The following is a 23,526-nucleotide window of genomic DNA, read 5'->3' as shown; positions in this document are numbered from 1 at the left end:
TCCTTAGAGCGAGACACGGCTCTTCGAGCGGAAGACCGTTTCCGTTTCGCGCCTGAGGCCGATAACAAGATCCCACGGGCCATTCGGCATGGGGCTGAGGCTCTTGAACTGGCCGGGTGTCAGCTCCACGAGCTCCACCATCAGGTCGCGACGTTTATCGGTAGGATGAGCAAGGCGCACCTCGGCGGTCAGACCCGCCAGCGCCTGTCCCTGGGCATCGCGCGCGGTGATAATCACACCCGGATTGTCGCCGCGCTGAAGGTTAGCTTCGACCGACCAATGGCGGGCATCCTGGGCCTGAGCGGCGGCGATGTCGTTCTTGAAGGAAAGCCCGGCTTTGTAGGAGCTTTCAGTCTCGACGCCGCTGAAGCTCGATACGGCGACCCGCACCATGTAGAAATTCATGGCGAAGACGATGCCGAAGAAGCTGAGGAAGTAGATCAGGACGGTGCGTCCGGTGATCGGCCTAGAAGCCCGAGTTGTGGTGGCAATGGAGGACATGGCGTCAATCCTTAGGGAGCCTTGAAGTGATCGCTCGTGGCGGCTTTGTCGCCGTTGGAGAGATCGGTCAGGATGAATTCGAGATCGGTCGATGAAGAGGCTACTGAAGCCGTATCCGTGACGAGCACCCGTGCCTCCAAGGTCTGATCCGGTCCGACGGTGACGATGGCACGCCCCTGCTGATCAACCTCGCCGCCCACCACGTCGACCTTAGCATCCGTCAGCCCCCTGACCGTGAGGGCATAGCGGCGCTCGTCGAGATGCTTGTTGGCGACGCGGACCGTGAAGCCGTTGCGGATCGCGCCATCCGAGAGGCGCACGAAGAGCGGATTCCGATCGTGCATCACGCTCAGATAGATGTTCTGCCGCATGGCAAGCGATGTGATCATGATGGCACCAACCACGGCAATGAGCCCGGCATAGAAGAGGGTGCGGGGACGCACGATGCGGCGCACCTCCGGCCGGCCCTCCATGCGGGCCTGGACATTCATGTCCGTGTCGTAGGCGATCAGCCCCTGCGGACGGCCGATCTTGACCATCACATTGTCGCAGGCATCCATGCACAGGCCGCACTGGATGCAGTCGAGCTGAAGGCCCTTGCGGATATCGACGCCGGTGGGGCAGACATTGACGCATTGGTTGCAGTCGATGCAGTCACCCGCAGGCAGCCCCTGCAGCTTCAGAACCTCATTTTTCTTGACCGAACCGCGAGGCTCGCCCCGGTCGTAGCGATAGGTGACGTTCAGGGCGTACTCGTCCGTGAGTGCAGCCTGGATGCGGGGCCAGGGGCACATATAGGTGCAGACCTGTTCGCGCATGAATCCAGCGAGTGTGTAGGTCGTGAAGGTGAGGATCCCAATCCAGACATAGGCGACGACCGACGCCTGAAGCGTCGCCAGTTCATAGACGAGCGTCGGAGCATCGGCGAAGTAAAGTACCCAGGCGCCGCCGGTCCACCAGGCGATCATGAGCCAGATGAAGTGCTTCAGGCCTTTCTGGCTGGCGGTCTTGAGGGTGAGCTTCTGCTGGTCTTTGCGCATACGTTCGCGGCGATCGCCTTCGATCCAGCGCTCCACCGCATAGAACAGATCCGTCCAGACGGTCTGAGGGCAAAGATAGCCGCACCAGACCCGGCCAGCGACGGCATTCATCAGGAAGAGCGTGAGCGCGGCCAGAACCAGGAGGCCTGTTATGTAATAGACTTCCTGCGGCCAGATTTCGATGAAGAAGAAGTAGAAACGGCCGTTGGCCAGATCGACCAGGATAGCTTGGTCCGGGGCGTTAGGACCACGATCCCAGCGGATGAAGGGCAGGAAGTAATAGATGCCGAGGGTGATGGCGAGCACGACCCACTTGATCGTGCGGTAACGGCCCTTCACGGCCTGCGGATAGATCTGCTTGCGAGGAGCATAGAGCGGCGCGTCCACGTCAGAGGCCACAGCTCCAAGAGGATGGGGAAGAAGGGCGTCAGCCATCGAATCCGTCGCGATCACCAAAATATTGATGACGCTGGGATACGATGGCACCGCCAAGGCCGCCTTGATTCAAATCAAGCTGCGGCCGGAGGTTGCCCCCCGGCCGCCTGTCCATTCAGCAGTACCTGGACTTCTCAGGGGCGCTGATCTCCCCCCAGAGAATGGACGTAGAGGGTCAGGGCCTTGATGGTCGTGTCGTCGAGGCGACCGTGCCAGGTCGGCATCACGCCGCCGCGGCCATTGTGCAGCCCTTCCATGATCGTGGCCTTATCCGCGCCGAACAGCCAGATCTTGTCCGACAGGTTGGGAGCACCGAGTTCCTGCATGCCTTGACCCTTGTCGCCATGGCAGGCGGCGCAGTTGTCGGCATAGACCTTGGCGCCGGCGTTCAGGTCGGCTGTCTTGTCAGTCGGTAGGCCCGACAGGGAGCGGACGTAGTCCGCCACATGGGAGATTTCCTCCCGCTTGAGCATGCCGTCACGGCCGAAGGCCGGCATGGTGCCGGAATGGCCTTGGTCGCTGGTGGAGCGGGCGCCGTAGCGGATCGTGTGCTCGATCTGGGCAAGCGAACCGCCCCAGAGCCAATCGTCGTCGTTCAGGTTCGGGTAGCCCTTGGCACCTGCACCGCCTGCGCCGTGGCAGGGCGCGCAGTTGTCGCCGAAGGAAGCCTTGCCCTGAGCCCGCGCGAAGGCGAACATCTCGGGATCCTGCTTGATCTCGTCCAGCGAGCTCGCGGCAAGCTTTGCCGTCATGCCGGAGCGCTGTTCTTTCAAGGCCGCGAGATCCACCTCAACGGCCTCTCGCGACTGCCACCCGAGTACGCCCTTGGTGTAGGTCGACACCATGGGGATCGCCGGATAGGCGATGGCGTATAGCACGGACCAGAAGATGGTCAGGTAGAAGGTCCACAGCCACCAGCGTGGCAATGGGTTGTTGAGCTCCTGGATGTCATCCCAGGTATGGCCGGTTGTGGTGACGCCTGTGACGGCGTCCACCTGTTCATGTGTCTCATGGGCCATGGGATCAGTCCTCCTGGAGAGGCATGCGGGAGGCCGCGTCGAAACGGTCCTTCCGTGAGGGGGCGAGGGCGTAGATCAGCACTGTCAGGAAGACCCCCACGAAGTACAGGAGCCCCCAGGTCTGGGCGAATTCAGCAAAGAACTTGTATGCGGCTGGCATGATCGTCGGTCCTCAGCGCACGTTGGCCTTGTTGTCGTAGAGCTTGAAGTCGACCTGCGTGCCGAGCATCTGCAGGTAGGCAATCAGGGCGTCCGCTTCGGTGACCTTCTGCGGATTTCCGTCGAAATTGCGCGACTGAGCGTTCGGATAGCGCTGGGCGAGATCGGTCGTGTTCGGATCATCCGCGTTGGCTTGAGTGCGGATGTCGCTCTCGGCCTTCTTCAGCATGTCCTCGGAGTAGGGAACGCCGAGGGTCGCCTGAACCTTCAAATCCTGCGCGATGGCCTTTGCATCAAGCTCGTTCTGCTCGAGCCAAGGATAGCTCGGCATGATGGAACCCGGAACCACGGCGCGTGGATCCTTCAGGTGATCCCGGTGCCAGTCGTCGGAATACTTGTTCCCGAGACGGGCGAGATCCGGGCCGGTGCGCTTGGAGCCCCATTGGAACGGCCGGTCGTACATGCTCTCGGCCGCGAGCGAATAGTGGCCGTAGCGCTCGACCTCGTCACGCAGAGGACGAACCATCTGGCTGTGGCAGTTGTAGCAGCCTTCGCGCACATAGATGTTGCGTCCGGCCAGCTCGAGTGGGGTGTAGGGCCTGACGCCCTCCACCTTCTCGATGGTGCTCTTCAGGTAGAAGAGGGGCACGATCTCCACGAGACCGCCGATCGAGATGACGATCAGCACGCCGAGGACGAGGATAATCGAGTTGGTCTCGAAGATTTTATGACGGGACCAGAAAGACATGGTCGTTTCCTTTACTCCGCAGCGATCAGCGCGGGCTGTGTGGCGTGCGACAATTCCTCAGCTTCTTGCCCGGCCGAGATCGTCTTCCAGACGTTCCAGGCCATGATCAGAGAGCCGGCCACGAAGAGCGCGCCGCCGAGTGCACGGATGACATAGAAGGGATGCATCGCCTCGACCGTCTCGATGAACGAGTACTCAAGGAAGCCAAGGCCGGTATAGGCGCGCCACATAAGGCCCTGAAGGATGCCGGCGACCCACATCGACGAGATGTACAGGACGATGCCGAGGGTCGAGATCCAGAAATGCCAGGAGACGGCCTTCATGGAGTAGAGCTCCTTCTTGTTCCACAGCCACGGAACGAGGCAGTAAATCGCCCCGAAGGACACGTAGGCCACCCAACCGAGAGCGCCGGAGTGAACGTGGCCGATGGTCCAGTCGGTGTAGTGCGACAGGGAGTTCACGGCCTTCACCGACATGAGCGGGCCTTCGAAGGTCGACATGCCGTAGAAGGCGACCGACACGACCATCAGGCGGAGTACGGGATCCGTACGGAGCTTGTCCCAGGCACCCGAGAGGGTCATGAGGCCGTTGATCATGCCGCCCCAGGAGGGCATCCACAGCATGACTGAAAACACCATGCCGAGCGTCTGAGCCCAGTCGGGCAGGGCGGTGTAGTGCAGGTGGTGAGGACCTGCCCAGATGTACATGAAGATCAGCGACCAGAAGTGAATGATGGAGAGGCGGTAGGAATAGACCGGCCGCTCGGCCCGCTTCGGGATAAAGTAGTACATGATGGCCAGGAAGCCCGCGGTGAGGAAGAAGCCGACCGCATTATGGCCGTACCACCATTGCACGAGGGCATCCTGCACGCCCGACCAGACGATGTAGCTCTTGGGCGAGAAGATCGAAACCGGGATGGTCGCGTTGTTGCCCAGGTGCAGGACAGCGATGGTCAGGATAAAGGCAAGATAGAACCAGTTGGCCACATAGATGTGGGGTTCCTTGCGGCGCATGATCGTGCCGAGGAAGACCAGGAGGTATGCAACCCAGACGATTGTCAGCCACAGGTCGGCATACCACTCGGGCTCGGCATATTCCTTGCCCTGGGTGATGCCGAGCAGGTACCCCGTGCCCGCGATCACGATGAAGAAGTTGTAGCCCAGCACTACGAACCAGGGGGCGATGTCGCCGACCATGCGGGCGCGGCAGGTGCGCTGAACGACGTAAAAGGAGCTGGCGATCAGCACGTTGCCGCCGAAGGCGAAGATCACCGCCGAGGTGTGCAGCGGTCGCATCCGGCCGAAGGACAGCCACGACGTGTCGAAGTTGAGAGCCGGAAACGCCAATTGGAGGGCGATCAGGAGGCCGATGGTGAAGCCGGCGACTCCCCAGATCACGGACGCGATGGTCGCGAACTTGACCGGCCCCATATTGTAGTTCGGCTTGCCGCCAATGGTCTGCGGAGGCAATTGAGCGGGACGTTCATAGTACCGGTTCACGATCGCGAAAACGGACGCGACGCTGGCCGCTGCGAAAAGATAGGCATGGAAGGCGTATTCAGGCGTATAGGCCTTCGCCGCGATGATGATGCTGAGAAGTGCCAATCCGGCGAAGGCAAGGGCTGAGCCCGCTTCGCCGAAGGTCATTCCCTTTGAGGGTGCTACCGCTTGAGCCATAGGCTTCGACCTTTTGAGATTATCGGCAAAGCCGTGAGCTTTACCGTCAGTAGACTCCTTTAGGAGGGGGGGCGGTAGGGAGCATTGATGCAGATCAAACCGGTCATCTGCCCCAAGGCGATGATCTGCAGGGATAGATCTGACCCTACTGGCGGGAGACTGTTCTCCTTGGGCTTCCGTGCTCTATGTCTCCTGATGGGGTATTGGAACTTGAGGTCGGAGAAAGGGCGTGAAACCTGTCGTCATTGCCATCGCGATCACGGGATCGGTTCCGCGCAAGAAGGACAACCCGGCCGTGCCGATCACGCCGGCCGAGCAGATCGAATCGACGCGGCAGGCCTATGAGGTCGGTGCCACGCTCGTCCATATCCATGTGCGCAACGACGACGAGACGCCCTCTTCCGATCCCGAGCGTTTCGCAGCCGTTCAGGCCGGAATCGCCGAGCGGTGCCCTGGCATGATCGTTCAATTCTCAACCGGCGGGCGGGGGCGGGATCCGAGCCAGCGCAGCAGTGCGCTTCATCTGCGCCCGGACATGGCTTCCCTGTCCACCGGCTCCGTCAACTTCCCGACCATCGTCTACGAGAACCACACGAGCCTCGTTGAGGACATGGCCGGCAAGATGAAAGATCTCGGGATTCGGCCGGAGATCGAGATTTTCGACCTTTCCCACCTCCACGCGGCACGGCGCCTCGCCGACAAGGGGCTCATGGACGAGCAGCCGCATATCCAGTTCGTCATGGGCGTGCAGAATGCACTGCCCGCCGAGGAACGACTGCTCGATATTCTCCTGAAGGAGGCCAAACACCTTTTCCCAACCTGCACTTGGACGGCCGCGGGCATCGGCCGGCACCAAGCCAAGGTGATGGATTGGGCTCTTGCCCGTAGCGCCGATGCGGTCCGCACCGGCCTCGAAGACAACATTCGCATCACCAAGGACCGCCTTGCGGTGAGCAATGCCGAACTGGTGGAACATGCGGTGCTCGCTGTTGAGAGGCATGGGCACCGCGCCGCCACGCCCGACGAGGCGCGGATGCTCCTGGCATGCCGCCCGATCGCTGCGGCTCAGAGCATGTAGCGCAGCGTCTCGCTGGCGGATCTGAGAAGAGGCAGGAACCGCTCCTCCATCTCCTCGGCCGAGATACGCCCGGCCTGGGCGCTGAGATTGAGCGCGATGGTCACCTTGCCGTTCCTTTGAACGACCGGCACCGCGATGGAGCGAAGCCCATACTCAAGCTCCTCGTTCACCACGGCATACCCCTGGGCGCGGGTTTCTTCGAGGAGGGCCTGAAACTCGGCCTTGTCCGTAACGGTTTTGGGCGTGCGAGCTTCGAGGTGAACACGATGCAGATAGGCACCGAGCACGTCGCCCGGCTGGTGAGCCAAGATCGCGCGGCCCAGAGCGGTGCAGTAGGCGGGGAGCCGGCTTCCCACCCCGAGCCCGATCGACATGATCCGGCGCGTGGCCGAGCGGGCGATGTAGACGATGTCATCGCCATCAAGGATCGCTGCCGAGCTGGATTCTCCTGTCTCTTCGGATATCCGCTCCAAAAAAGGCTGGACTTGCATTGAGAGCGAGGCGGAGGAGAGGTAGGCATAACCGAGGCGTAGAATGCGTGGGGTCAGGCTGAAGTAGCGACCGTCGGATTCGGCATAGTTCAGCTTGGTAAGGGTCAAGAGATAGCGCCGGGCAGCCGCGCGGGTCATGCCGGTCAGCTTGGCGACATCGGACAGGGTGAGCCGCGGCCGGGCGGCATCGAAGGCCTCGATCACGAGCAGTCCCTTCTCGAGACTTGCAACGAAATCCCGGTCCGCACCAGCCTGAACATCAATCGAAAAGTCCTGCATTCACTCTCCAAATGCGGCGGCTGGACTTTGGTAGCCTTGACAGCCTGTCTTAGGATCGTACTACATGTGCGATATGATATTCAATGTTCGCATGGCGCACACAACCTTGAACTTTTGGGTGAGGTTCCAATCCCTGATAGGGTTGAACCGTGTTGTGCTGAAGGGTTGTGTACAGACTGGCTTCGCTACGCGTCGGCTCGTTGCATGAGGTGAGAAATGGCATTCGCACGCGTCAACGGCATCGTTCTTCACTACCAAGTGTTCGGACCGTCCCATGGACCGGCTCTCGCCTTCATCAATTCTCTCGGAAGTGACCTGCGGATCTGGCAGGAGGTCGTTCCGGCTTTCACGGATCGGTTCAGGGTCGTTCTCTACGATAAGCGAGGACACGGTCTCTCCGATGCGCCGCCGGCGCCTTACACCATCGACGATCACACGAACGATCTCCTCGCGCTCCTCGACCACCTTCAAATCGCTAAGGCATCTCTCGTCGGGCTCTCCGTCGGGGGTATGATCGCACAGCGCATGGCCGTGCGGGTGCCCGACAGGGTGCAGTCCATCGCCCTCTGCTGCACGGCGGCCAAGATCGGCACAGCCGAACTCTGGGCCGACCGGATCGGCGCCGTCGAAGCGGGCGGTATCGAGCCGATTGCCCACGCCGTCCTCCAGCGTTGGTTCACCCCATTGTTCCACGAGACACGGGCGGATGACATCGCCGGGTGGCACAACATGCTGGTCCGCACCCCGGCCCACGGCTATGCGGGCACCTGCGCGGCAATCCGCGATGCGGATCTGAGGTCGGATGCTGGACGGATTGCAGTGCCGACGCTGTGCGTGGCAGGGGATCAGGACGGTTCGACGCCGGCAGACGTCGTCAAAGGAACCGCCGATCTGATTTCCGACGCGCGGTTCGCCCTCATCAAGGGGGCGGGACACATTCCCTGCGTCGAGAAGCCTGCTGAACTCTCAAGGCTCATCAAACAGCATCTTCAGGAGGCCGGACTTGTCTGAGAAGAACGAGAGCGAGCGCTACAAGGCCGGCATGGCCGTTCGCCGCCAGGTGCTGGGCGATGCCCATGTGAATCGGGCGACGGCCCAGATGACGGACTTCGACTCCGACTTCCAAACCTTCATCACCGAGGGGGCTTGGGGCTCGGTCTGGTCGCGGCCGCACTTCACCAAGCGGGAGCGCTCCATTGTGACCATCGCGCTCCTGGCCGCTCTCGGGCAGGACGATGAAGTTGCGATGCATGTCCGCGCCACGCGCAATACGGGCGCGACGAAGGACGACATCAAAGAGGCATTGATGCACGTAGCCGTCTATGCGGGCGTGCCCGCGGCCAACCACGCCATCAAAATTGTCAAGAAAACCTACGCGGAAATGGAATCAGATTCCGATCACCGGGAATAACGGGTCGGGTCGGTGGCGTTGTGCCTTGCTGGCGCAGCATGGGAGAGCCAGGAATGTCGGATCAGGGATCATTCTATCAGCGCGATCGGAGCTGGCATCCGGCCGCGTTCACGCCTCAGTACAAGACGTCGGTGCTGCGCTCGCCGCAATACCCCCTGCTGTCGCTGGACAACACCATCTCGGAAATGACTGGGCCGCGGTTCGGGCACAACAAAATTGGGCCGCTCGATAACGACCTCATCCGCAACTTCGCGAAGACGGGTGACCCCATCGGGCAGCGCATCATCGTCTATGGCCGCGTGCTGGACGAAAATGCCCGCCCGGTTCCAGGCGCATTGGTGGAGTTCTGGCAAGCCAATGCCGGAGGGCGCTACCGTCACAAGAAGGAAACCTATCTGGCCGCCATCGATCCGAATTTCGGCGGCTGCGGGCGTGCCATCACTGATGAGGAAGGTCGCTATTGGTTCCGGACCATCAAGCCCGGTGCCTATCCCTGGCCGAACGGGGTCAATGACTGGCGCCCGGCGCATATCCACTTCTCGATCTTCGGCCATGCCTTCGCCCAACGTCTCATCACACAGATGTATTTCGAAGGCGATCCGATGATCTGGCAGTGCCCGATCGTCTCGACCATTCCCGACAAGGCAGGCATTGAACAGCTCATCGCCGCGCTCGACCGCAATACGACACTGCCCATGGACTCGCTTGCCTACAAGTTCGACATCGTACTGCGCGGACGCCGCTCGACCATGTTCGAGAACCGGATGGAGGGGAACTGATGGTTCAAAAGCTCACGACGCTGAGGGAATCCCCTTCGCAGACCGCAGGTCCCTACATCCATATCGGCGCCACCCCGAACTGGGTCGAGATCACAGGCGTCTGGGAGGAGGACCTTGGGCTCATGATCGTCGGCCCGGACACGAAGGGTGAACGGGTCATCATCAAGGGACGTGTGTTCGACGGCAGCGGAACGCCGCTCAAGGACGCCCTGATCGAAATCTGGCAGGCGGATACCGATGGGCTCTACAACAGCCCGGAGGAGAGGCGCGGCAAGGCTGATCCCAATTTCGTCGGATGGGGGCGGCAGCCGACGGACGGCGTCACGGGCGAATACCGCTTCGAGACGATCAAGCCCGGTCTTGTACCTTACAAGGACGGGCGCCCGATGGCGCCGCATATCACCTTCTGGATCGTCGCTCGCGGCATCAACATCGGCCTGCACACCCGGATGTATTTCAGCGACGAGGAGGCGGCGAACGCGCAATGCCCGGTTCTCGCCCGCATCGAGCACAAGCATCGGGTACAGACCCTGATCGCCACCCGCAGCGAGGAGAACGGGCTGCCGACCTACACCTTCGACATCCACCTGCAGGGTGAGAAGGAAACCGTGTTCTTCGACATCTGACCATCGATCCCGAAAGCTCATCATGGCCAAATTTCAGAGCCTCCGCGAGGCTGTTACTGAGAACCTGCGCGACGGTGATACCGTCGCGTTCGAGGGTTTCACCCATCTCATTCCTCATGCCGCCGCCCATGAGGTGATCCGACAGGGGATCAAGGATCTCACCCTGATCCGCATGACCCCCGACATCATCTATGACCAGATGATCGGCATGGGCTTGGCCAAGAAGGTGATCTTCTCCTACGCGGGAAATCCGGGTGTCGGCCTCCTGCGCCGGATGCGTGATGCCATCGAGAACAGCTGGCCCCGCGCCATCGGAACCGAGGAGCATAGCCACGCAGCTATGGCTAACGCCTATGAGGCGGGCGCAGCAGGGCTGCCCTGCGCCGTCTTCCGCGGCTATCGCGGGGCGGGCCTGAAGGAGGTCAATCCCTCGATCAAGAGCATCACTTGTCCGTTCACCGGCGAAGAACTCGCGGTGGTGCCGGCCCATCGGCCCGATGTCGCAATCATTCACGCCCAGAAGGCCAACCGGCGCGGCGACGTGCTGATTGAGGGCATCATCGGCGTGCAGAAGGAAGCCGTGCTGGCCTCCAAGCGTTCGGTGGTTACGGTCGAGGAGATCGTGGAAGATTTCGACGACCTCCACCCGAACCTCTGCGTGCTGCCGCACTGGACCGTATCGTCCATTGCTCATGTTCCAGGCGGCGCCCATCCATCCTACACGCACGGCTATTACGACCGCGACAACGCGGCCTACCTCGAGTGGGACAAGATCTCCGCCGACCGTGACCTCTTTACGGCTTGGATGAAGGAGAACGTGCTGGAAGTTGGGCCCGAGGCCTTCGCGAACCGGGTGAAGGGATTGTAATAATGACGAACCTCTCCGGCTTCACCCCCAACGAGATGATGACGATTGCTGCGGCGCGCGCCCTGTCGAACGACGACGTGTGCTTCGTCGGCATCGGCGCTCCGTCGGCCGCCTGCAACGTGGCGCGGCTCACCCATGCGCCGGACATCACCCTGATCTATGAAAGCGGTACTATAGGCACAGCGCCCAACGTGCTGCCGCTCTCCATCGGCGACGGCGAACTCTGCGAAACGGCGATCACCACCGTGTCTGTGCCCGAGATGTTCCGGTACTGGCTCCAGGGTGGGCGCATTTCCATCGGCTTCCTGGGAGCCGCCCAGCTCGACCGCTTCGGCAACATCAACACCACGGTCATCGGCGACTATCATAAGCCGAAGGTGCGCCTGCCCGGTGGCGGTGGGGCCCCTGAGATCGCCACCTCCTGCAAAGAGGTCTTCATCACCATGAAGCAGACGACCCGCGGGATGGTCGACAAGATCGAGTTCTACACCTCCTTCGGCCATGGCGAGGGTGGCAATCATCGCGAGCGCCTGGGCATCACCACGAAAGGGCCGACGCTCCTGATCACGGATCTAGCCATCTGGAAGCCGGACCCGGAGACGAAGGAGTTCACGGTCGCGTCGATGCATCGCGGCGTGACCCGCGATATCGTCCAGGAGACCTGCGGCTGGAAGGTGCGCTTCTCCGAGCGCCTTGAGGAGACACCTCCACCCTCCGAACTCGAACTCACCACCTTGCGCGAGCTTCAGGCCAGAACCGAGCGGGCGCATGGGCGCAAGAAGGGAGCTTAAGATGCGTGAAGCCTATATCTGCGCCTATGTGCGCACGCCGATCGGTCGTTATGGTGGTGCCCTGTCGAGCGTGCGGGCCGACGACCTCGCCGCGGTGCCCCTGAAGGCACTGCTGGAGCGCCATCCGAAACTCGACTTCGAGGCGGTCGACGATGTGATTTATGGCTGCGCCAACCAAGCTGGCGAGGACAACCGCAACGTGGCCCGCATGGCGGTGCTGCTCGCGGGGCTTCCTGGCTCCATCGGCGGCACGACCATGAACCGTCTCTGCGGCTCGGGCATGGATGCCGTCATTGCCGCGGCCCGCGCGATCAAGGCGGGTGAGGCCGAAATCATGATCGCCGGCGGCGTCGAATCCATGTCGCGGGCGCCATTCGTGATGCCCAAGGCGGATACGGCTTTCTCCCGTAATGCCGAGATTTTCGACACCACCATCGGCTGGCGCTTCGTTAATCCGCTTATGAAGCAGCAATACGGCATCGATTCCATGCCGGAGACCGGCGAGAACGTGGCGGCGGATTTCGGCATCTCGCGCGAGGATCAGGATGCGTTCGCCCTGCGCTCGCAAAAGAAGGCTGCAGCGGCCCAGACCAATGGACGCCTGGCGCAGGAGATCGTGCCGGTCACAATCCCAAGGCGGAAAGGCGACCCGGTTGTGATCGACAAGGACGAGCATCCCCGCGGCGACACCACCCTGGAGCAGTTGGCGAAACTCCCCACTCCGTTCCGCAAGGAAGGATCGGTGACGGCCGGCAATGCCTCCGGAGTCAATGACGGTGCGGCAGCCCTGATCGTCGCCTCCGAGGAGGCGGTGAGGAAGTTCGGTCTTGAGCCGATTGCCCGCGTGGTCGGCGGAGCGACGGCCGGTGTGCCGCCGCGGATCATGGGCATCGGACCGGCACCGTCCACGAAGAAACTCTGCGCCCGCCTGGGCCTCAAGCCGACGGACTTCGACGTGGTTGAGCTGAACGAAGCTTTCGCCAGCCAAGGCCTTGCGGTTCTTCGCGAACTTGGCATCCCGGAGGACGCCGAGCATGTGAACCCGAACGGCGGCGCCATAGCCCTAGGACATCCGCTCGGCATGTCGGGCGCCCGCATCACCGGCACGGCCGCGCTCGAACTGAAGCTCAGAGGCAAGAAGCGCGCTCTGGCCACCATGTGCGTTGGCGTAGGGCAGGGCATTTCCATCGCCCTCGAGGCTGTTTAAGCTTCCACATCATGATGGCAACGACGCTCCCATACCCCTTGCTGCAGGCTCTCGTCGGTGACGAGGAGGTGGGGGCGTTGTTTTCTAATGAGGCCGAGCTCTCGGCGATGCTGCGCGTCGAGTCTGCTCTTGCTCAGGCCGAGGCGCAGGCCGGATTGATCAGCGATGAAGCGGCAAGGCGAATTGCAGAAGTCTGCGGCTCCTTTCAAGCCGATTGGCCTGCGTTGGCTGCAGGTCTGGCACAGGACGGAGTGATTGTTCCGGCCTTCGTCAGGCAGCTTCGAGCCGCTGTCGGCGAGACTCACGCCAAGGCCGTGCACCTGGGAGCGACGAGCCAGGATATCATCGACACGGCTCTCATGCTCCGATTTAAACGGGTGATCGAGATCTTCGGGCTTCGGCTCGATGTGTTGATTCATTCCCTTCGGGGGCTGAAGGATCGTGATGGTGCGACCTTCCTGATGGCGCATACCCGTATGCAGCAGGCACTTCCGTTTACCGCCGCCGACAAGCTCGAAACTTGGCTCCATCCGCTGGAACGGCACCGGGATGCCCTTGAGGCGCTTGCGCTACGGTTTCTGGCGATTCAACTCGGCGGGCCTGTCGGCACCCGCGCTGAGTTGAAGGGACATGGCGATGCCGTTGCAGACGTAATGGCTGAGATCCTCGATCTACGCTCGGCGCCATCCTGGCACTCTCAACGCGATCGGATCGGCGAATTCGCGTCCCTCATCTCACTCCTGTCCGGAACCCTGGGGAAGATCGGACAGGACATTGCCTTGATGGCGCAAAATGAGGTGGGCGAGGTGCGTCTCGCAACGGGCGGCGGCTCCTCGGCGATGCCGCACAAGTCCAATCCCGTTCTGGCAGAGGTACTCGTGACCCTGGCCCGATTCAATGCAGGCCTTCTCGGCACCCTGCATCAGGCTCTCGTCCATGAGAACGAGCGGTCCGGCGCCTCCTGGACTCTCGAATGGATGGTTCTGCCGCAGATGGTTGTTACGGCGGCCGCAGGCTTGAGAAACGCCCAAGCAGTGGTCCGCTCAATGAGCTTCTCCGCCTCGAAGGCCAAGAACTGACGGCCTTCAAGCATCGCCCACGATAGCGATAATCCGACCTGAACCGCCGCAATCCAGACAGGACTTCTCACCCTGGCGACCGGATCCGCTGCAGCTCGGGCAGATGTTTTCTCCCGTCTGCTTCGTGCCCGGCGCATCCTCATCCCCGGGGTTCTTTCGATCTGTATCGGACATGGGCACCTCCTCGCGGAGGTAACGTCATTTGGCTCCGGGGGTTTCTACCGGGTAGGCGCCTCAGCCGTCGTGTTCTGCTGCATTGACCGGAACGCCAAAGGCGAAACGCCTGTCTGCCGTTTGAAGAAGCGCGTGAAATAAGCAGGGTCCTCGAAGCCGAGTGCAAGTGCGATCTCCTTAGCAGTCAAGGTCGTGAAGGTGAGGTAGCGCTTGGCCTCAAGGATAAGCCGCTGGTGAATCATGCCCAGCGCCGTGTCACCGAAATGCTCGCGGCAGATCCTGTTGAGGTGAGGCGGGGTCAGGCCCAGCCTGATGGCATAAACCTCCACGCGCTGATGGCTGCGGTAGTTCTTCTCAATGAGTTCGCGGAAACGCCAAGCATGTCCACGAGCCCTCTGACCCGGCCCATAAAGGGTACCCTGACCTGAACCTTGGATCCGATGCAAGGCGATAAGAATGAGCAGTAGTCGTGCCTCGATCGCTTCCAGGCGTCCAGAGGCTCGACCTGCAAATTCCGCCGCGAGAGATGCCATATCGGCTGCCAAGGCTTGCGCAAGGTGCTCATGTTCGTGAAGACGGATCAGTTGCACCGACCGAAAGATGTCCCGGACGCCGCTCATGTCGGCGAGGATCTGCGATAGGCGGCTTTCGAAGAGTGTCACAACCGTGCCGCTGACGTCGGGCGAGAACGCATAGCCATGCACAGCCATCGGCGGCAGGGTGATGGCGAAGGGGCCGCTGAGTTCGGTGCTCCGACCGTCGATGAGGATCTCGGCCATGCCGCCTGTGAGATGAAGGATCTGGAATAGCTGCTCGTGCCGGTGAGGCTGAATCCTGTAATTGTGCAAGTGACTGCGGGTCTGAATCGCCTCGCAATGGACCCACTCGGCACTAGGATCGTCACCAGGTTCTCCATAGAGAGCATAGCTTGGAATGGTGCCGCTGGCCACGAACGTTCGCTCCGTCAAGTTCCGCCGTATGTTCGAAATGTCCAACCCTATGCGTGCTTTGTCTATTGGCCAATGGACTGTAGAGGTTCATCCTGAACTAACAGAAATGGATGTTTCAGTGACCCGCAGGGGAGATTGCCATGCGTACGAAGGTTGCCATTATCGGCTCGGGCCCGGCCGGGCTCCTGCTGGGAAGGCTTCTGGAGAATGCCGGGATCGAAACTGTCATCCTAGAGCGCCGCAGTCAGGAATATGTCCTGGGTCGCATCCGGGCCGGCGTTCTGGAACAGGGCACGGTCGAACTCCTGGATAGGGCAGGGGTCGGCGACAAGCTGCATGCGGAAGGTCTCGTCCACGACGGCGTCGAGTTCTGCTTCGATGGCAACCGGCACCGCTTCAACTTCCGGGAACTGATCGGCCGCACGGTCACCGTCTACGGACAGACAGAGGTCACCCGCGACCTTATGCAGGCCCGTGATAGCTCGGGCCTGACGACCATCTATGAAGCGGAGAACGTCTCTCTGCATGCCTTCGATGGAGACGCGCCGAAGCTACGGTACGTCAAGGATGGTGTCGAGCATCAGCTTGCCTGCGATTTCATTGCTGGCTGTGATGGATACCATGGGGTCTCCCGCGCCAGTGTTCCTCAGGACGCGCTGCGAACGTTTGAACGAGTCTATCCCTTTGGCTGGCTCGGGATTCTCGTCGACAGGCCGCCAGTTGCCGATGAACTGATCTATGCCCATCACGAGCGCGGCTTTGCCCTCTGCTCCATGAGGTCCCCCTCCCGCAGCCGCTACTACATTCAGGTACCGTCCAGCGACAGGGTCGAGGAATGGTCGGACCAGCGCTTCTTTGACGAACTGCGACGGCGCGTTAACGAAGAAACGGCCGATAAGCTCCTGACAGGTCCGTCAATCGAAAAATCCATTGCACCTTTGAGAAGCTTCGTGGCCGAGCCCTTGCGTTTCGGCCGCCTTTTCCTTGCAGGGGACGCAGCTCATATCGTGCCGCCGACGGGAGCCAAAGGCTTGAACCTCGCCGCCAGTGATGTTGCCGCTTTAGCCGAGGCCCTGATCGAGGTCTACACTGAGCGATCCTCAGCCGGAATCGATAGCTATTCCGCCCGTGTGCTGTCACGGATTTGGAAGGCTGAACGGTTCTCCTGGTGGATGACATCCATTCTCCACACCTTTCCGGATACGGATGCCTTTGGCAGGCGCATTCAAAGAGCGGAGTTCGAGTACCTCAGAAGCTCCACGGCTGCGTCACGCTCGCTGGCCGAGAACTACACTGGGCTGCCCCTCTGAGCCCGCTTGACTAGTGGGTCGTCGCTCATCAGTCGGCCTAAAAATCTTTGTGTATTTCTTCCTGATGTTTGAATGCCGCTCTCTTTAGAAACAGCACTGAGTTGGCGGTTGGACCGTTTAAGGGTATGCGGCCAGATCGCTAGAATATAGAACCCTTCTAATTTAAATTTAGAATGTGTATAAATTTGATATCTCAAGTTATAATAATTAAAAACTAAAGTATTTGACTCATATTAACTGTCACTGCTAGGCGGAAACTATCGTTGTGTAATGAAGGTTTCCACTGTGAAGCTCCCTTTTGTGCTCCTTGCATCCACTGCCCTTGCATTTATCCCAGAAAAGACGCTCGCTCAGACCAGTGAGCAGCGGGTCATCCAGCTCGAGGAGGTGACTGTCGAGGGAAAGAGAGAAGGTGAGGGCGGCCCGATCACGGCCAGCGGCTATGTCGCCACGTCATCGCGCAGCGCAACAAAAACCGACACACCGCTTCTTGAGACGCCGCAATCCATCTCAACCGTCACCCAGCAGCAGATCGAGGATCGCAAGCCGCAGACACTGTTGGATGCTGTCTCCTATACGCCAGGAACGCGGGTTGGAAATTACGGGTTCGACCCGCGATATGATGCGTTTTCCATTCGCGGCGTCGATGTCACCTACACCGGCGTGTTCCGCGATGGTCTGCGCCAAGTCAACAGCCCTAACGGCCTGTTTCGTCTCGAGCCCTACGGCCTTGAGGGGATTACGATCCTGAGAGGTCCTGCCGCCTCAATCTATGGGGCAAGCAGTACGGGCGGAATTGTGGATCTGATCTCGAAGCGTCCCACCTTCCTGCCGTTCCGGGAGGTCGAAATTCAGACCGGATCATATGATCGCCTGCAGGGCAGCTTCGATCTCTCCGGCCCGGTCGCATCCGACAATACTCTCCTGTACCGGCTGACAGGTCTCGTCCGGCATGCTGGAACCGAAATCGCTGCCGTTCCCGATGATCGCGTCTTCATTGCCCCAGCCTTCACTTGGCGACCGAGCGACGCAACGACCCTGACTATCCTCGGCGAGTACATGGACTCGAACACGGGCGGTACTGCAGCCTACATTAACAACTATGCGACGGATGCGTCCGGCAATCCTACCAGCCTCTCGATCGGAGCGACCAGGGTTTACGCTGGCGACCGTCGCTACAACGACTTCCGGCAGCAGCAAGGTCGGATTGGTTACGAGTTCGAGCATCGCTTCAGCGACATGTTCACTCTGCGCCAGCGCACACGTTTCTCGGCACTCGGCACAAATCAGGAATACGTCTATGGAGGCTCGGGACTGACCCGCGAGAACAACTGGGGCATCGTCAGTGATACCCATCTCGAAAGCCACCTGAGGACCGGAGAGATCGATCATACGATCCTGACTGGCTTGGACATCAGCCGCCTAAGCTATATCTCCAAGCAGGGTTTCGATGCCACCATTCCGATTGGAGTGGACCCGGCTCTCTCCTATCGGGAAGAGCAAACACAGACCCTAACCGGGATCTACATCCAGGATCAGCTCAAGTGGCGGAAGTGGCGCCTGACCCTCGGCGGTCGTCACGATTGGCTGACGAGCGAGTATGACACTGCCGGATTTGAGTATGACCGGAGCGATGCGAAATTCACCGGCCGAGCCGCCCTCGGCTATGTGACGGACTTCGGCCTTGCTCCCTATGTGAGCTATGGAACCTCATTCACGCCCAATCCCGGCACCGTCCTCAACGGCGGCGTCGCCGAGCCGACAACTGGCGAACAGATTGAAGCCGGCGTGAAGTATGACATCCCTGGCATGAACGCATCCCTTCGCGCTGCGATCTTCGATCTTCGCCAAGATAATGCAGTGATCTATCAGGTCGTTGACGCAACCAACCAGCAGGTTCAGCTCGATCTGCGCTCCCGGGGATTCGAACTTGAAGGCGTCGCCACTCTGGCTGAAGGTCTGAGCGTCCAAGCCTCATACTCCTATACGGACGCACGCATCCTGAGGCTCACTCCTGAAACGGAGGGAAATCAGCTGACGAGCGTGCCCTATCACATGGCTTCGCTCTGGCTTGATTATACGGTTCAGGACGGGTCAGCGAGGGGGCTCGGTATCGCTGGTGGCATCCGCTACGTCGGCGAGAGCTTTGGCGACAATCTCAATCGTCCTGTGATCGAAAATGATGCCCGTGCCTATCTCGACGCGGCCATCCGCTACGATCTGGAGAACATCAATCCCAGCCTCAAGGGGCTGCGGTTCCAGGTGAACGCCACCAACCTCCTCGATGAGGATGGGCAGGTCTGCACGTCGAACTACTGCTATTTCGACGAAGGCCGCAAGTTCATCGCGAGCTTGCGTTACCGGTGGTGAGCAGAGTCATGTCTCAGAACGCCAGAGGGCGAGGTCTCGCATCACCCGCAGCAATCGTCTTGGCTGTCGGTGGGCTGTATGTCGGGCAGAGCATCATCAGCGGAGTGACGTTCACCGCGCTCCCGAGTGTTCTTCGTGAGCAAGGAGTATCTCTCGACGACATCGGCATGACCTATCTTGCGGTCCTGCCCTGGGTTCTGAAGTTTTCGTGGGCACCCGCGCTTGAGCGCTTTCGCCTGCCGGAAAACGGCCCAAGCCGTTCGCGGTCGATTGTGCTGATTGGCGGGCTGATCTCCGCATCCGGTCTCGTCCTGGCCGGCCTGATCAGCCCGACGAATATCTGGCCGATCATGGCAACCTTCATGGTGATTGCCTTCGCGGCTTCGACCGTCGACATCGCCTGTGACGGTCATGCCGTCGAGAGCCTCCATCAGCGGCACCACGGTTGGGCTAACTCCGCGCAAGTTGGAGGAGCCTATCTTGGTGCGGCAATCGGATCGGGATTGTTCCTCCTGCTCGTTGCACAGGTGGAGTGGGCCTGGGCGATGATCTCCATGGCTGTGCTCCTCAGCTTGCTCGGCTTGCCATTCCTGCTGTCACCTTCTTCGAAGCCAGAAGCTGCGCGTCTGCAACGACCATCAGTTACGAACGCCCTCAGGCGTGTCGAGATGCGCAAGGGCCTCGTTCTTGCCGCCTTTTATGCTGCATCGCAGAAATGGGGGCTCTTCATGCTCGGACCCTTTCTTATCGATGCAGGTGTCGATCTGGGGTCGCTTGGAACGATCAATGGAGCAGGCGGCATGATCGTCGGTTTCGGTTGCGCGATTGCGGGAGGTGCCTGTGTCAGAGCGTGGGGCTCACGGGGGATCATGATCCTGGCGCTCATCTTGCAGACAGTTGCTTTGTCAGGTCTCGGATTGGCGGCATGGACGGGCAATACGACGCAATCGCTCCTGATCCCACTGGCCCTGGCAAGTTCATCCGGGATCATGGCAATTGGCTTCGTTGGGCTCTACGCTAGGTTTATGGAGCTCTCCGATCCACGCCAAGGGGGCGTCGACTTTACGCTCTTTCAATGTACGGACGCTCTCGTCAGCATGATAGGCGGCGTCGGATCGGGATGGATCGCACAGCATTTCGGCTATGGTGCCTGTTTCGGAGCCGCAGCAGCCTTTACGGCATTGACTCTTCCCGTCGTTGTCTTGCTAGGCCAGCGACCTCCTTCTCTCTCTGAGGAAAATGGGATCAGCCACTCTTCAGGGGCAGTGGCGCGACAGCTATGATTCCTTCGCTTGCACCATGCTTCACCGGAATTTTCGTTCACTACAAGGATGCCTTGGCTCTTCCGGGAGAGCATAGCTCCGTCATCTCTGGCCGCGACCTGCTCGACCAAAGCATCTCAGAAAACCTTCTCGCTCGATTTGCGGAGGTTCACGTGGGAGGTGACCGTCGGGCAATCGTGTCCATGTGGACACAATGGCATTTTGGGGCTCTCATCATCCCAACGACCGCAGCTATGCTATTGCTGGGTCGCGGTCTACAAGTGGAACTGGACCGGATCAGCCTTGCCGTAGACGAAAAAGGGAAGACCGCAGCCATCGTTCTCCCCAATGCGGAACCCTCAGAAATCCTTGACTCCGATGGCTGCTTCTCAAGTCTCTTTCAGAGCCATGTTGAACCTCTGATCCGGAACTTCGCCGGGCTGTTCAGAGTGTCGCCCCGCCTTTTATGGAACAATGCAGCCGACATCTTCGAGTGGGCCCTCGACCAGGCGGAGGCGATTGGCATTACCCGCTCTGACGCCCTGCAGGAGGGGCGTTCACTGTTGTCCAATCGCCTGGATAGAAATGGTCAGGCCAATCCCATGTACGGTCTGGTGCGGTACCTGCCGCAGGATAATGACACAGTCCGGCAACGAAAACTCTGCTGCCTTCGCTACCTTCTGCCAGGAGTTGCATGTTGCGGGAGCATATGCCCTTCGCCGCCGGATTAAGCCATTCTAAGTTCATCAAGATTAGGCTAGGATTATAAATAGGAGATCAGAACAATCAGGGGCCTTTCATGACCGGGTACGGGGATACCTACTACGCTCGAACCCTGACGGATACGTCACAGCGCTCATCCCTCAATGGAACGGTGAATGCTGATGTGGTCGTTGTGGGGGGAGGGCTCGCAGGGCTCACAGCTGCTCTCGAGTTGTCGCGATCCGGTCGCTCTGTTGTAGTGCTGGAGGCTGAGCGGGTCGGCTGGGGAGCGTCCGGTCGCAATGGCGGGTTCGTCGGTCCCGGCTATGCAACGAGCCTTGCTAACATCACTCGCATGGTGGGTGCCGAAAGGGCTCAGTCCTTATACCGTCTTTCGATGGAAGGTGCCCGTATCGTCGAGGAGAACATCAACAGTCTTGCCATGACCGACAATCCGCGGGTCTACGGCAAGATAAGTGTGCTTCGATATGACGATCCGGATGGCCTCAGGCGGCAGTGCGAGACAATGCAGAGGGAGTTCGGCTATCGCCTCGAAGTGATGCAGACCGATGCCGTGCGAACTGTTCTCCAATCTACGAAGTATTATCAGGCGGTTTATGACCCTGCGAGCTTTCACTTCCACCCCCTCAACTACGCACGCTCACTCGCACAGGCTATCGAAGCCCAAGGTGGGCAGATATTCGAGAAGTCCCGCGTCCTAGGATGCGATCTGGATCGGCCAGGGAAGATCGTCAGAACTGCCCAAGGTGAGGTCAGGGCGCAAGACGTGATCTTGGCAGGGGGAGGGTACACAGATGGCTTGTTGCCTCGCCTGCGCCGCAGCATCTTGCCGATCGCGACCTATGTGCTCTTGACGGAGGCGGCACCTGAGAGGATCGCGGAGGCGGTACGCACGCCTATGGCGATCAGCGACAATCGTCGTGCGGGGGACTATTACCGCCTTGTCGACGAAGGAAGGCGCCTGCTCTGGGGCGGGCGTATCACAACACGGACAACGGAACCGCGCCGTCTTGCGGAGATGATGCAAAGGACGATGGTCGCCACCTATCCGCAGCTCAAAGATGTGCGTGTGGAAACGGCATGGTCGGGCCTCATGGCTTATGCACGCCATTTGATGCCTCTTATCGGACAGCTCCAACCGGGGGTTTGGTATGTGTTCGGTTTCGGCGGGCGTGGCATGAACACGACGGCTATCGGAGGGCGCGTGATCGCAGAGGGAATCCTCGGATCGAGTGACCGTTACCGTCTCTACGAACCTTTTGGTCTCACATGGAGTGGTGGTCCATTTGGCATTGCCGCAGCACAGCTCACTTACTGGACCTACCAAGCCATGGATTTTGCCAAGGAGCATCGCGCGGCACGCGCTTCCTGACGCAGAGTGTCGCCCGCAAGCTCTGCATTCTGGGCACCTCGATCAGAGGTCCCTTGAATGGTTCAATCGTGCCCGAGGCGCATACGACGCTCCAGGAATCGGCTGTAGGAGCCCATTCCATAGGAGAAGACCAGGAACACGACAGCTGCGAAGACGTAGCCTTCCAGCACGGCGATGCCTACCCAGTTCGGATCCGTCATCGCCGTACGCACGGTGGAGAGGAAATCGAGAAGTCCGATGATCGTAACCAGGGTCGTATCCTGGAAGAAGCCGATGGAAATGTTCACCAGCGGCGGGATTGCGATCTTCAGCGCCTGAGGCAGAACAACGAGGCGCATGGACTGCCAGTAATGCAACCCCATGGCACTGGCCGCTTCGTGCTGTCCTCGCGGGATCGCCTGCAGTCCTCCGCGGACAGCTTCTGCGATATAGGCGGCTGCGAAGATGATGATTGCGATTTGCGCGCGCAGCAGCTTGTCGACCGTGATCCCGCTAGGCATGAAGAGCGGCAGCATGACCGAGGCCATGAACAGGATGCTGATGAGCGGCACGCCTCGGATCACCTCGATGAAGACGATGGCGATCACCCGGATGGCAGGAAGCTTCGAAGAGCGGGCCAATGCCAGCACGACCCCCAGGGGAAAGCCGAGTGCCAGCCCGACGGCCGAGAGAAGGAACGAAAGCGGCAGGCCGCTCCATTGCGTCGTAGGCACATAAGAGAGGCCGAGGACACCGCCCCCGATCAGCACTCCCGTGGCCACAATCGTGATGGCCCAGAGCATGAGGAGTTTTCGATTCCAAAAGCGCGGGATCATCGTAACGGCGATCGCGCCCAGGAACAGGACCATGGCGAGTGCAACGCGCCAATGCTCATCGTAAGGATAGACCCCAAAGACCATGAAGCGAAGTTTGGCTTCGTAATAGGGCCAGCACGCACCTTGCCCCACCTTACAGGCCTGCGCGCCTCCCTCGGTGACCGCACGGGTCACGAGCCAGCCATAGGCACCCTTGACTCCAAGCCACATGATCCACAAGCAGACCAGGGTGATCACCGCGTTGAGCGGAGTCCCGATGAGGGGCTTGAGGGTGCGATGAAGCAGGCGGCGACCCACATCCGGGTCGCGCCGGACCGGCATCTTCAGTTGGGCTTCGGCTATGTCGGTTGCTGTCGTCATGTC

At 60.4% G+C, this 23,526-nt stretch carries 23 protein-coding genes; 14 read left to right on the top strand and 9 right to left on the bottom strand.

What is annotated here, in order from left to right; all coding sequences use genetic code 11:
- Window positions 1-3 precede the first annotated feature (3 nt).
- From FHR70_RS15360 to ccoN, 6 genes are all read right to left on the bottom strand, one after another.
- Window positions 4-501: a FixH family protein gene (locus tag FHR70_RS15360; RefSeq protein ID WP_183451593.1), complete on the bottom strand. Its 498-nt coding sequence runs from the start codon at window positions 499-501 to the stop codon at window positions 4-6.
- An 11-nt stretch (window positions 502-512) separates the two neighbouring features.
- On the bottom strand, window positions 513-1,976 hold the full coding sequence (gene ccoG, locus FHR70_RS15355) for a cytochrome c oxidase accessory protein CcoG (protein WP_183451591.1): 1,464 nt from the start codon (window positions 1,974-1,976) through the stop codon (window positions 513-515).
- A gap of 134 nt (window positions 1,977-2,110) precedes the next feature.
- The gene (ccoP, locus tag FHR70_RS15350; RefSeq protein WP_183451590.1) at window positions 2,111-2,995 is read right to left on the bottom strand and encodes a cytochrome-c oxidase, cbb3-type subunit III; all 885 of its coding nucleotides are present in this window, start codon (window positions 2,993-2,995) and stop codon (window positions 2,111-2,113) included.
- A 4-nt stretch (window positions 2,996-2,999) separates the two neighbouring features.
- The gene (locus tag FHR70_RS15345) at window positions 3,000-3,155 is read right to left on the bottom strand and encodes a cbb3-type cytochrome c oxidase subunit 3 (RefSeq protein WP_183451587.1); all 156 of its coding nucleotides are present in this window, start codon (window positions 3,153-3,155) and stop codon (window positions 3,000-3,002) included.
- A gap of 12 nt (window positions 3,156-3,167) precedes the next feature.
- Window positions 3,168-3,902, bottom strand: a complete 735-nt coding sequence (gene ccoO / locus FHR70_RS15340; RefSeq protein ID WP_183451585.1) for a cytochrome-c oxidase, cbb3-type subunit II — start codon at window positions 3,900-3,902, stop codon at window positions 3,168-3,170.
- Window positions 3,903-3,913: 11 nt separating this feature from the next.
- Window positions 3,914-5,548 carry a cytochrome-c oxidase, cbb3-type subunit I gene (ccoN, locus tag FHR70_RS15335; protein WP_425487870.1) on the bottom strand — a complete coding sequence of 545 codons (1,635 nt, stop codon included), beginning with the start codon at window positions 5,546-5,548 and terminating at the stop codon, window positions 3,914-3,916.
- A gap of 259 nt (window positions 5,549-5,807) precedes the next feature.
- Between ccoN and FHR70_RS15330 the strand changes: the two genes are divergently transcribed.
- On the top strand, window positions 5,808-6,656 hold the full coding sequence (locus tag FHR70_RS15330) for a 3-oxoadipate:acetyl-CoA acetyltransferase (protein ID WP_183451581.1): 849 nt from the start codon (window positions 5,808-5,810) through the stop codon (window positions 6,654-6,656).
- Here the strand turns inward: FHR70_RS15330 and FHR70_RS15325 are convergent.
- On the bottom strand, window positions 6,644-7,426 hold the full coding sequence (locus FHR70_RS15325) for an IclR family transcriptional regulator (protein ID WP_183451579.1): 783 nt from the start codon (window positions 7,424-7,426) through the stop codon (window positions 6,644-6,646). The genes FHR70_RS15330 and FHR70_RS15325 overlap by 13 nt on opposite strands.
- A 216-nt stretch (window positions 7,427-7,642) precedes the next feature.
- Between FHR70_RS15325 and pcaD the strand changes: the two genes are divergently transcribed.
- From pcaD to FHR70_RS15285, 8 genes are read left to right on the top strand one after another with little or no spacing between them, the layout of a single operon-like run.
- On the top strand, window positions 7,643-8,437 hold the full coding sequence (pcaD, locus tag FHR70_RS15320; RefSeq protein WP_183451577.1) for a 3-oxoadipate enol-lactonase: 795 nt from the start codon (window positions 7,643-7,645) through the stop codon (window positions 8,435-8,437).
- Window positions 8,438-8,468: 31 nt separating this feature from the next.
- Window positions 8,469-8,837 (top strand): 4-carboxymuconolactone decarboxylase, encoded by a 369-nt coding sequence (pcaC, locus tag FHR70_RS15315; protein ID WP_183451708.1) that lies wholly within the window; start codon window positions 8,469-8,471, stop codon window positions 8,835-8,837.
- A 53-nt stretch (window positions 8,838-8,890) separates the two neighbouring features.
- The gene (gene pcaH / locus FHR70_RS15310) at window positions 8,891-9,616 is read left to right on the top strand and encodes a protocatechuate 3,4-dioxygenase subunit beta (protein ID WP_246408175.1); all 726 of its coding nucleotides are present in this window, start codon (window positions 8,891-8,893) and stop codon (window positions 9,614-9,616) included.
- Entirely contained in the window at window positions 9,616-10,242 is a 627-nt protein-coding gene (gene pcaG, locus FHR70_RS15305) for a protocatechuate 3,4-dioxygenase subunit alpha (RefSeq protein ID WP_183451573.1), read from the top strand. The genes pcaH and pcaG overlap by 1 nt, the downstream gene beginning before the upstream one ends.
- Before the next feature lie 22 nt (window positions 10,243-10,264).
- The gene (locus FHR70_RS15300; protein ID WP_183451571.1) at window positions 10,265-11,110 is read left to right on the top strand and encodes a CoA transferase subunit A; all 846 of its coding nucleotides are present in this window, start codon (window positions 10,265-10,267) and stop codon (window positions 11,108-11,110) included.
- Window positions 11,111-11,112: 2 nt separating this feature from the next.
- Window positions 11,113-11,901, top strand: a complete 789-nt coding sequence (locus tag FHR70_RS15295) for a CoA-transferase subunit beta (protein ID WP_183451569.1) — start codon at window positions 11,113-11,115, stop codon at window positions 11,899-11,901.
- A gap of 1 nt (window position 11,902) precedes the next feature.
- Entirely contained in the window at window positions 11,903-13,108 is a 1,206-nt protein-coding gene (gene pcaF, locus FHR70_RS15290) for a 3-oxoadipyl-CoA thiolase (RefSeq protein ID WP_183451567.1), read from the top strand.
- An 11-nt stretch (window positions 13,109-13,119) separates the two neighbouring features.
- Window positions 13,120-14,187, top strand: a complete 1,068-nt coding sequence (locus tag FHR70_RS15285) for a 3-carboxy-cis,cis-muconate cycloisomerase (RefSeq protein ID WP_425487867.1) — start codon at window positions 13,120-13,122, stop codon at window positions 14,185-14,187.
- A gap of 218 nt (window positions 14,188-14,405) precedes the next feature.
- On the opposite strand, the gene FHR70_RS15280 is transcribed toward FHR70_RS15285, so the two are convergent.
- Complete coding sequence (locus FHR70_RS15280) at window positions 14,406-15,311, bottom strand: helix-turn-helix domain-containing protein (protein ID WP_183451565.1); 906 nt, start codon at window positions 15,309-15,311, stop codon at window positions 14,406-14,408.
- Window positions 15,312-15,451: 140 nt separating this feature from the next.
- On the opposite strand from FHR70_RS15280, the gene pobA reads away from it, so the two are divergent.
- From pobA to FHR70_RS15255, 5 genes are all read left to right on the top strand, one after another.
- On the top strand, window positions 15,452-16,621 hold the full coding sequence (pobA, locus tag FHR70_RS15275) for a 4-hydroxybenzoate 3-monooxygenase (protein WP_183451563.1): 1,170 nt from the start codon (window positions 15,452-15,454) through the stop codon (window positions 16,619-16,621).
- Between the two features lie 285 nt (window positions 16,622-16,906).
- Entirely contained in the window at window positions 16,907-18,991 is a 2,085-nt protein-coding gene (locus FHR70_RS15270) for a TonB-dependent siderophore receptor (protein WP_183451561.1), read from the top strand.
- A gap of 8 nt (window positions 18,992-18,999) precedes the next feature.
- Window positions 19,000-20,274 (top strand): MFS transporter, encoded by a 1,275-nt coding sequence (locus tag FHR70_RS15265; RefSeq protein ID WP_183451559.1) that lies wholly within the window; start codon window positions 19,000-19,002, stop codon window positions 20,272-20,274.
- Window positions 20,271-20,984, top strand: coding sequence for a siderophore-iron reductase FhuF (gene fhuF / locus FHR70_RS15260; protein WP_183451556.1), 714 nt, complete (start codon window positions 20,271-20,273; stop codon window positions 20,982-20,984). The genes FHR70_RS15265 and fhuF overlap by 4 nt, the downstream gene beginning before the upstream one ends.
- A 68-nt stretch (window positions 20,985-21,052) precedes the next feature.
- Window positions 21,053-22,348, top strand: a complete 1,296-nt coding sequence (locus FHR70_RS15255) for an NAD(P)/FAD-dependent oxidoreductase (protein WP_183451554.1) — start codon at window positions 21,053-21,055, stop codon at window positions 22,346-22,348.
- Between the two features lie 62 nt (window positions 22,349-22,410).
- Here FHR70_RS15255 and FHR70_RS15250 read toward each other — a convergent pair whose 3' ends face one another.
- The gene (locus tag FHR70_RS15250) at window positions 22,411-23,523 is read right to left on the bottom strand and encodes an amino acid ABC transporter permease (protein ID WP_183451552.1); all 1,113 of its coding nucleotides are present in this window, start codon (window positions 23,521-23,523) and stop codon (window positions 22,411-22,413) included.
- Between the last annotated feature and the right edge of the window lie 3 nt (window positions 23,524-23,526).

Origin of the sequence: Microvirga lupini (assembly GCF_014191055.1) — a bacterium.
Lineage (GTDB): Bacteria > Pseudomonadota > Alphaproteobacteria > Rhizobiales > Beijerinckiaceae > Microvirga > Microvirga lupini_A.
The sequence above is the reverse complement of the archived record's forward strand: the minus strand, read 5'-3'. Positions and strand labels throughout refer to the sequence as shown.

Bases quoted from the DNA above. Each gene is read 5' to 3' on its own strand.
- FHR70_RS15285 (WP_425487867.1), top strand. From the start codon at position 13,120: ATGATGGCAACGACGCTCCCATACCCCTTGCTGCAGGCTCTCGTCGGT.
- ccoP (WP_183451590.1), bottom strand. From the start codon at position 2,995: ATGGCCCATGAGACACATGAACAGGTGGACGCCGTCACAGGCGTCACC.
- FHR70_RS15345 (WP_183451587.1), bottom strand. From the start codon at position 3,155: ATGCCAGCCGCATACAAGTTCTTTGCTGAATTCGCCCAGACCTGGGGG.
- ccoO (WP_183451585.1), bottom strand. From the start codon at position 3,902: ATGTCTTTCTGGTCCCGTCATAAAATCTTCGAGACCAACTCGATTATC.
- pcaG (WP_183451573.1), top strand. From the start codon at position 9,616: ATGGTTCAAAAGCTCACGACGCTGAGGGAATCCCCTTCGCAGACCGCA.
- FHR70_RS15300 (WP_183451571.1), top strand. From the start codon at position 10,265: ATGGCCAAATTTCAGAGCCTCCGCGAGGCTGTTACTGAGAACCTGCGC.
- FHR70_RS15295 (WP_183451569.1), top strand. From the start codon at position 11,113: ATGACGAACCTCTCCGGCTTCACCCCCAACGAGATGATGACGATTGCT.
- FHR70_RS15250 (WP_183451552.1), bottom strand. From the start codon at position 23,523: ATGACGACAGCAACCGACATAGCCGAAGCCCAACTGAAGATGCCGGTC.
- pcaD (WP_183451577.1), top strand. From the start codon at position 7,643: ATGGCATTCGCACGCGTCAACGGCATCGTTCTTCACTACCAAGTGTTC.
- pobA (WP_183451563.1), top strand. From the start codon at position 15,452: ATGCGTACGAAGGTTGCCATTATCGGCTCGGGCCCGGCCGGGCTCCTG.
- ccoN (WP_425487870.1), bottom strand. From the start codon at position 5,548: ATGACCTTCGGCGAAGCGGGCTCAGCCCTTGCCTTCGCCGGATTGGCA.
- FHR70_RS15360 (WP_183451593.1), bottom strand. From the start codon at position 501: ATGTCCTCCATTGCCACCACAACTCGGGCTTCTAGGCCGATCACCGGA.
- ccoG (WP_183451591.1), bottom strand. From the start codon at position 1,976: ATGGCTGACGCCCTTCTTCCCCATCCTCTTGGAGCTGTGGCCTCTGAC.
- FHR70_RS15325 (WP_183451579.1), bottom strand. From the start codon at position 7,426: ATGCAGGACTTTTCGATTGATGTTCAGGCTGGTGCGGACCGGGATTTC.
- fhuF (WP_183451556.1), top strand. From the start codon at position 20,271: ATGATTCCTTCGCTTGCACCATGCTTCACCGGAATTTTCGTTCACTAC.
- FHR70_RS15255 (WP_183451554.1), top strand. From the start codon at position 21,053: ATGACCGGGTACGGGGATACCTACTACGCTCGAACCCTGACGGATACG.
- pcaF (WP_183451567.1), top strand. From the start codon at position 11,903: ATGCGTGAAGCCTATATCTGCGCCTATGTGCGCACGCCGATCGGTCGT.
- pcaC (WP_183451708.1), top strand. From the start codon at position 8,469: ATGGCCGTTCGCCGCCAGGTGCTGGGCGATGCCCATGTGAATCGGGCG.
- FHR70_RS15265 (WP_183451559.1), top strand. From the start codon at position 19,000: ATGTCTCAGAACGCCAGAGGGCGAGGTCTCGCATCACCCGCAGCAATC.
- pcaH (WP_246408175.1), top strand. From the start codon at position 8,891: ATGTCGGATCAGGGATCATTCTATCAGCGCGATCGGAGCTGGCATCCG.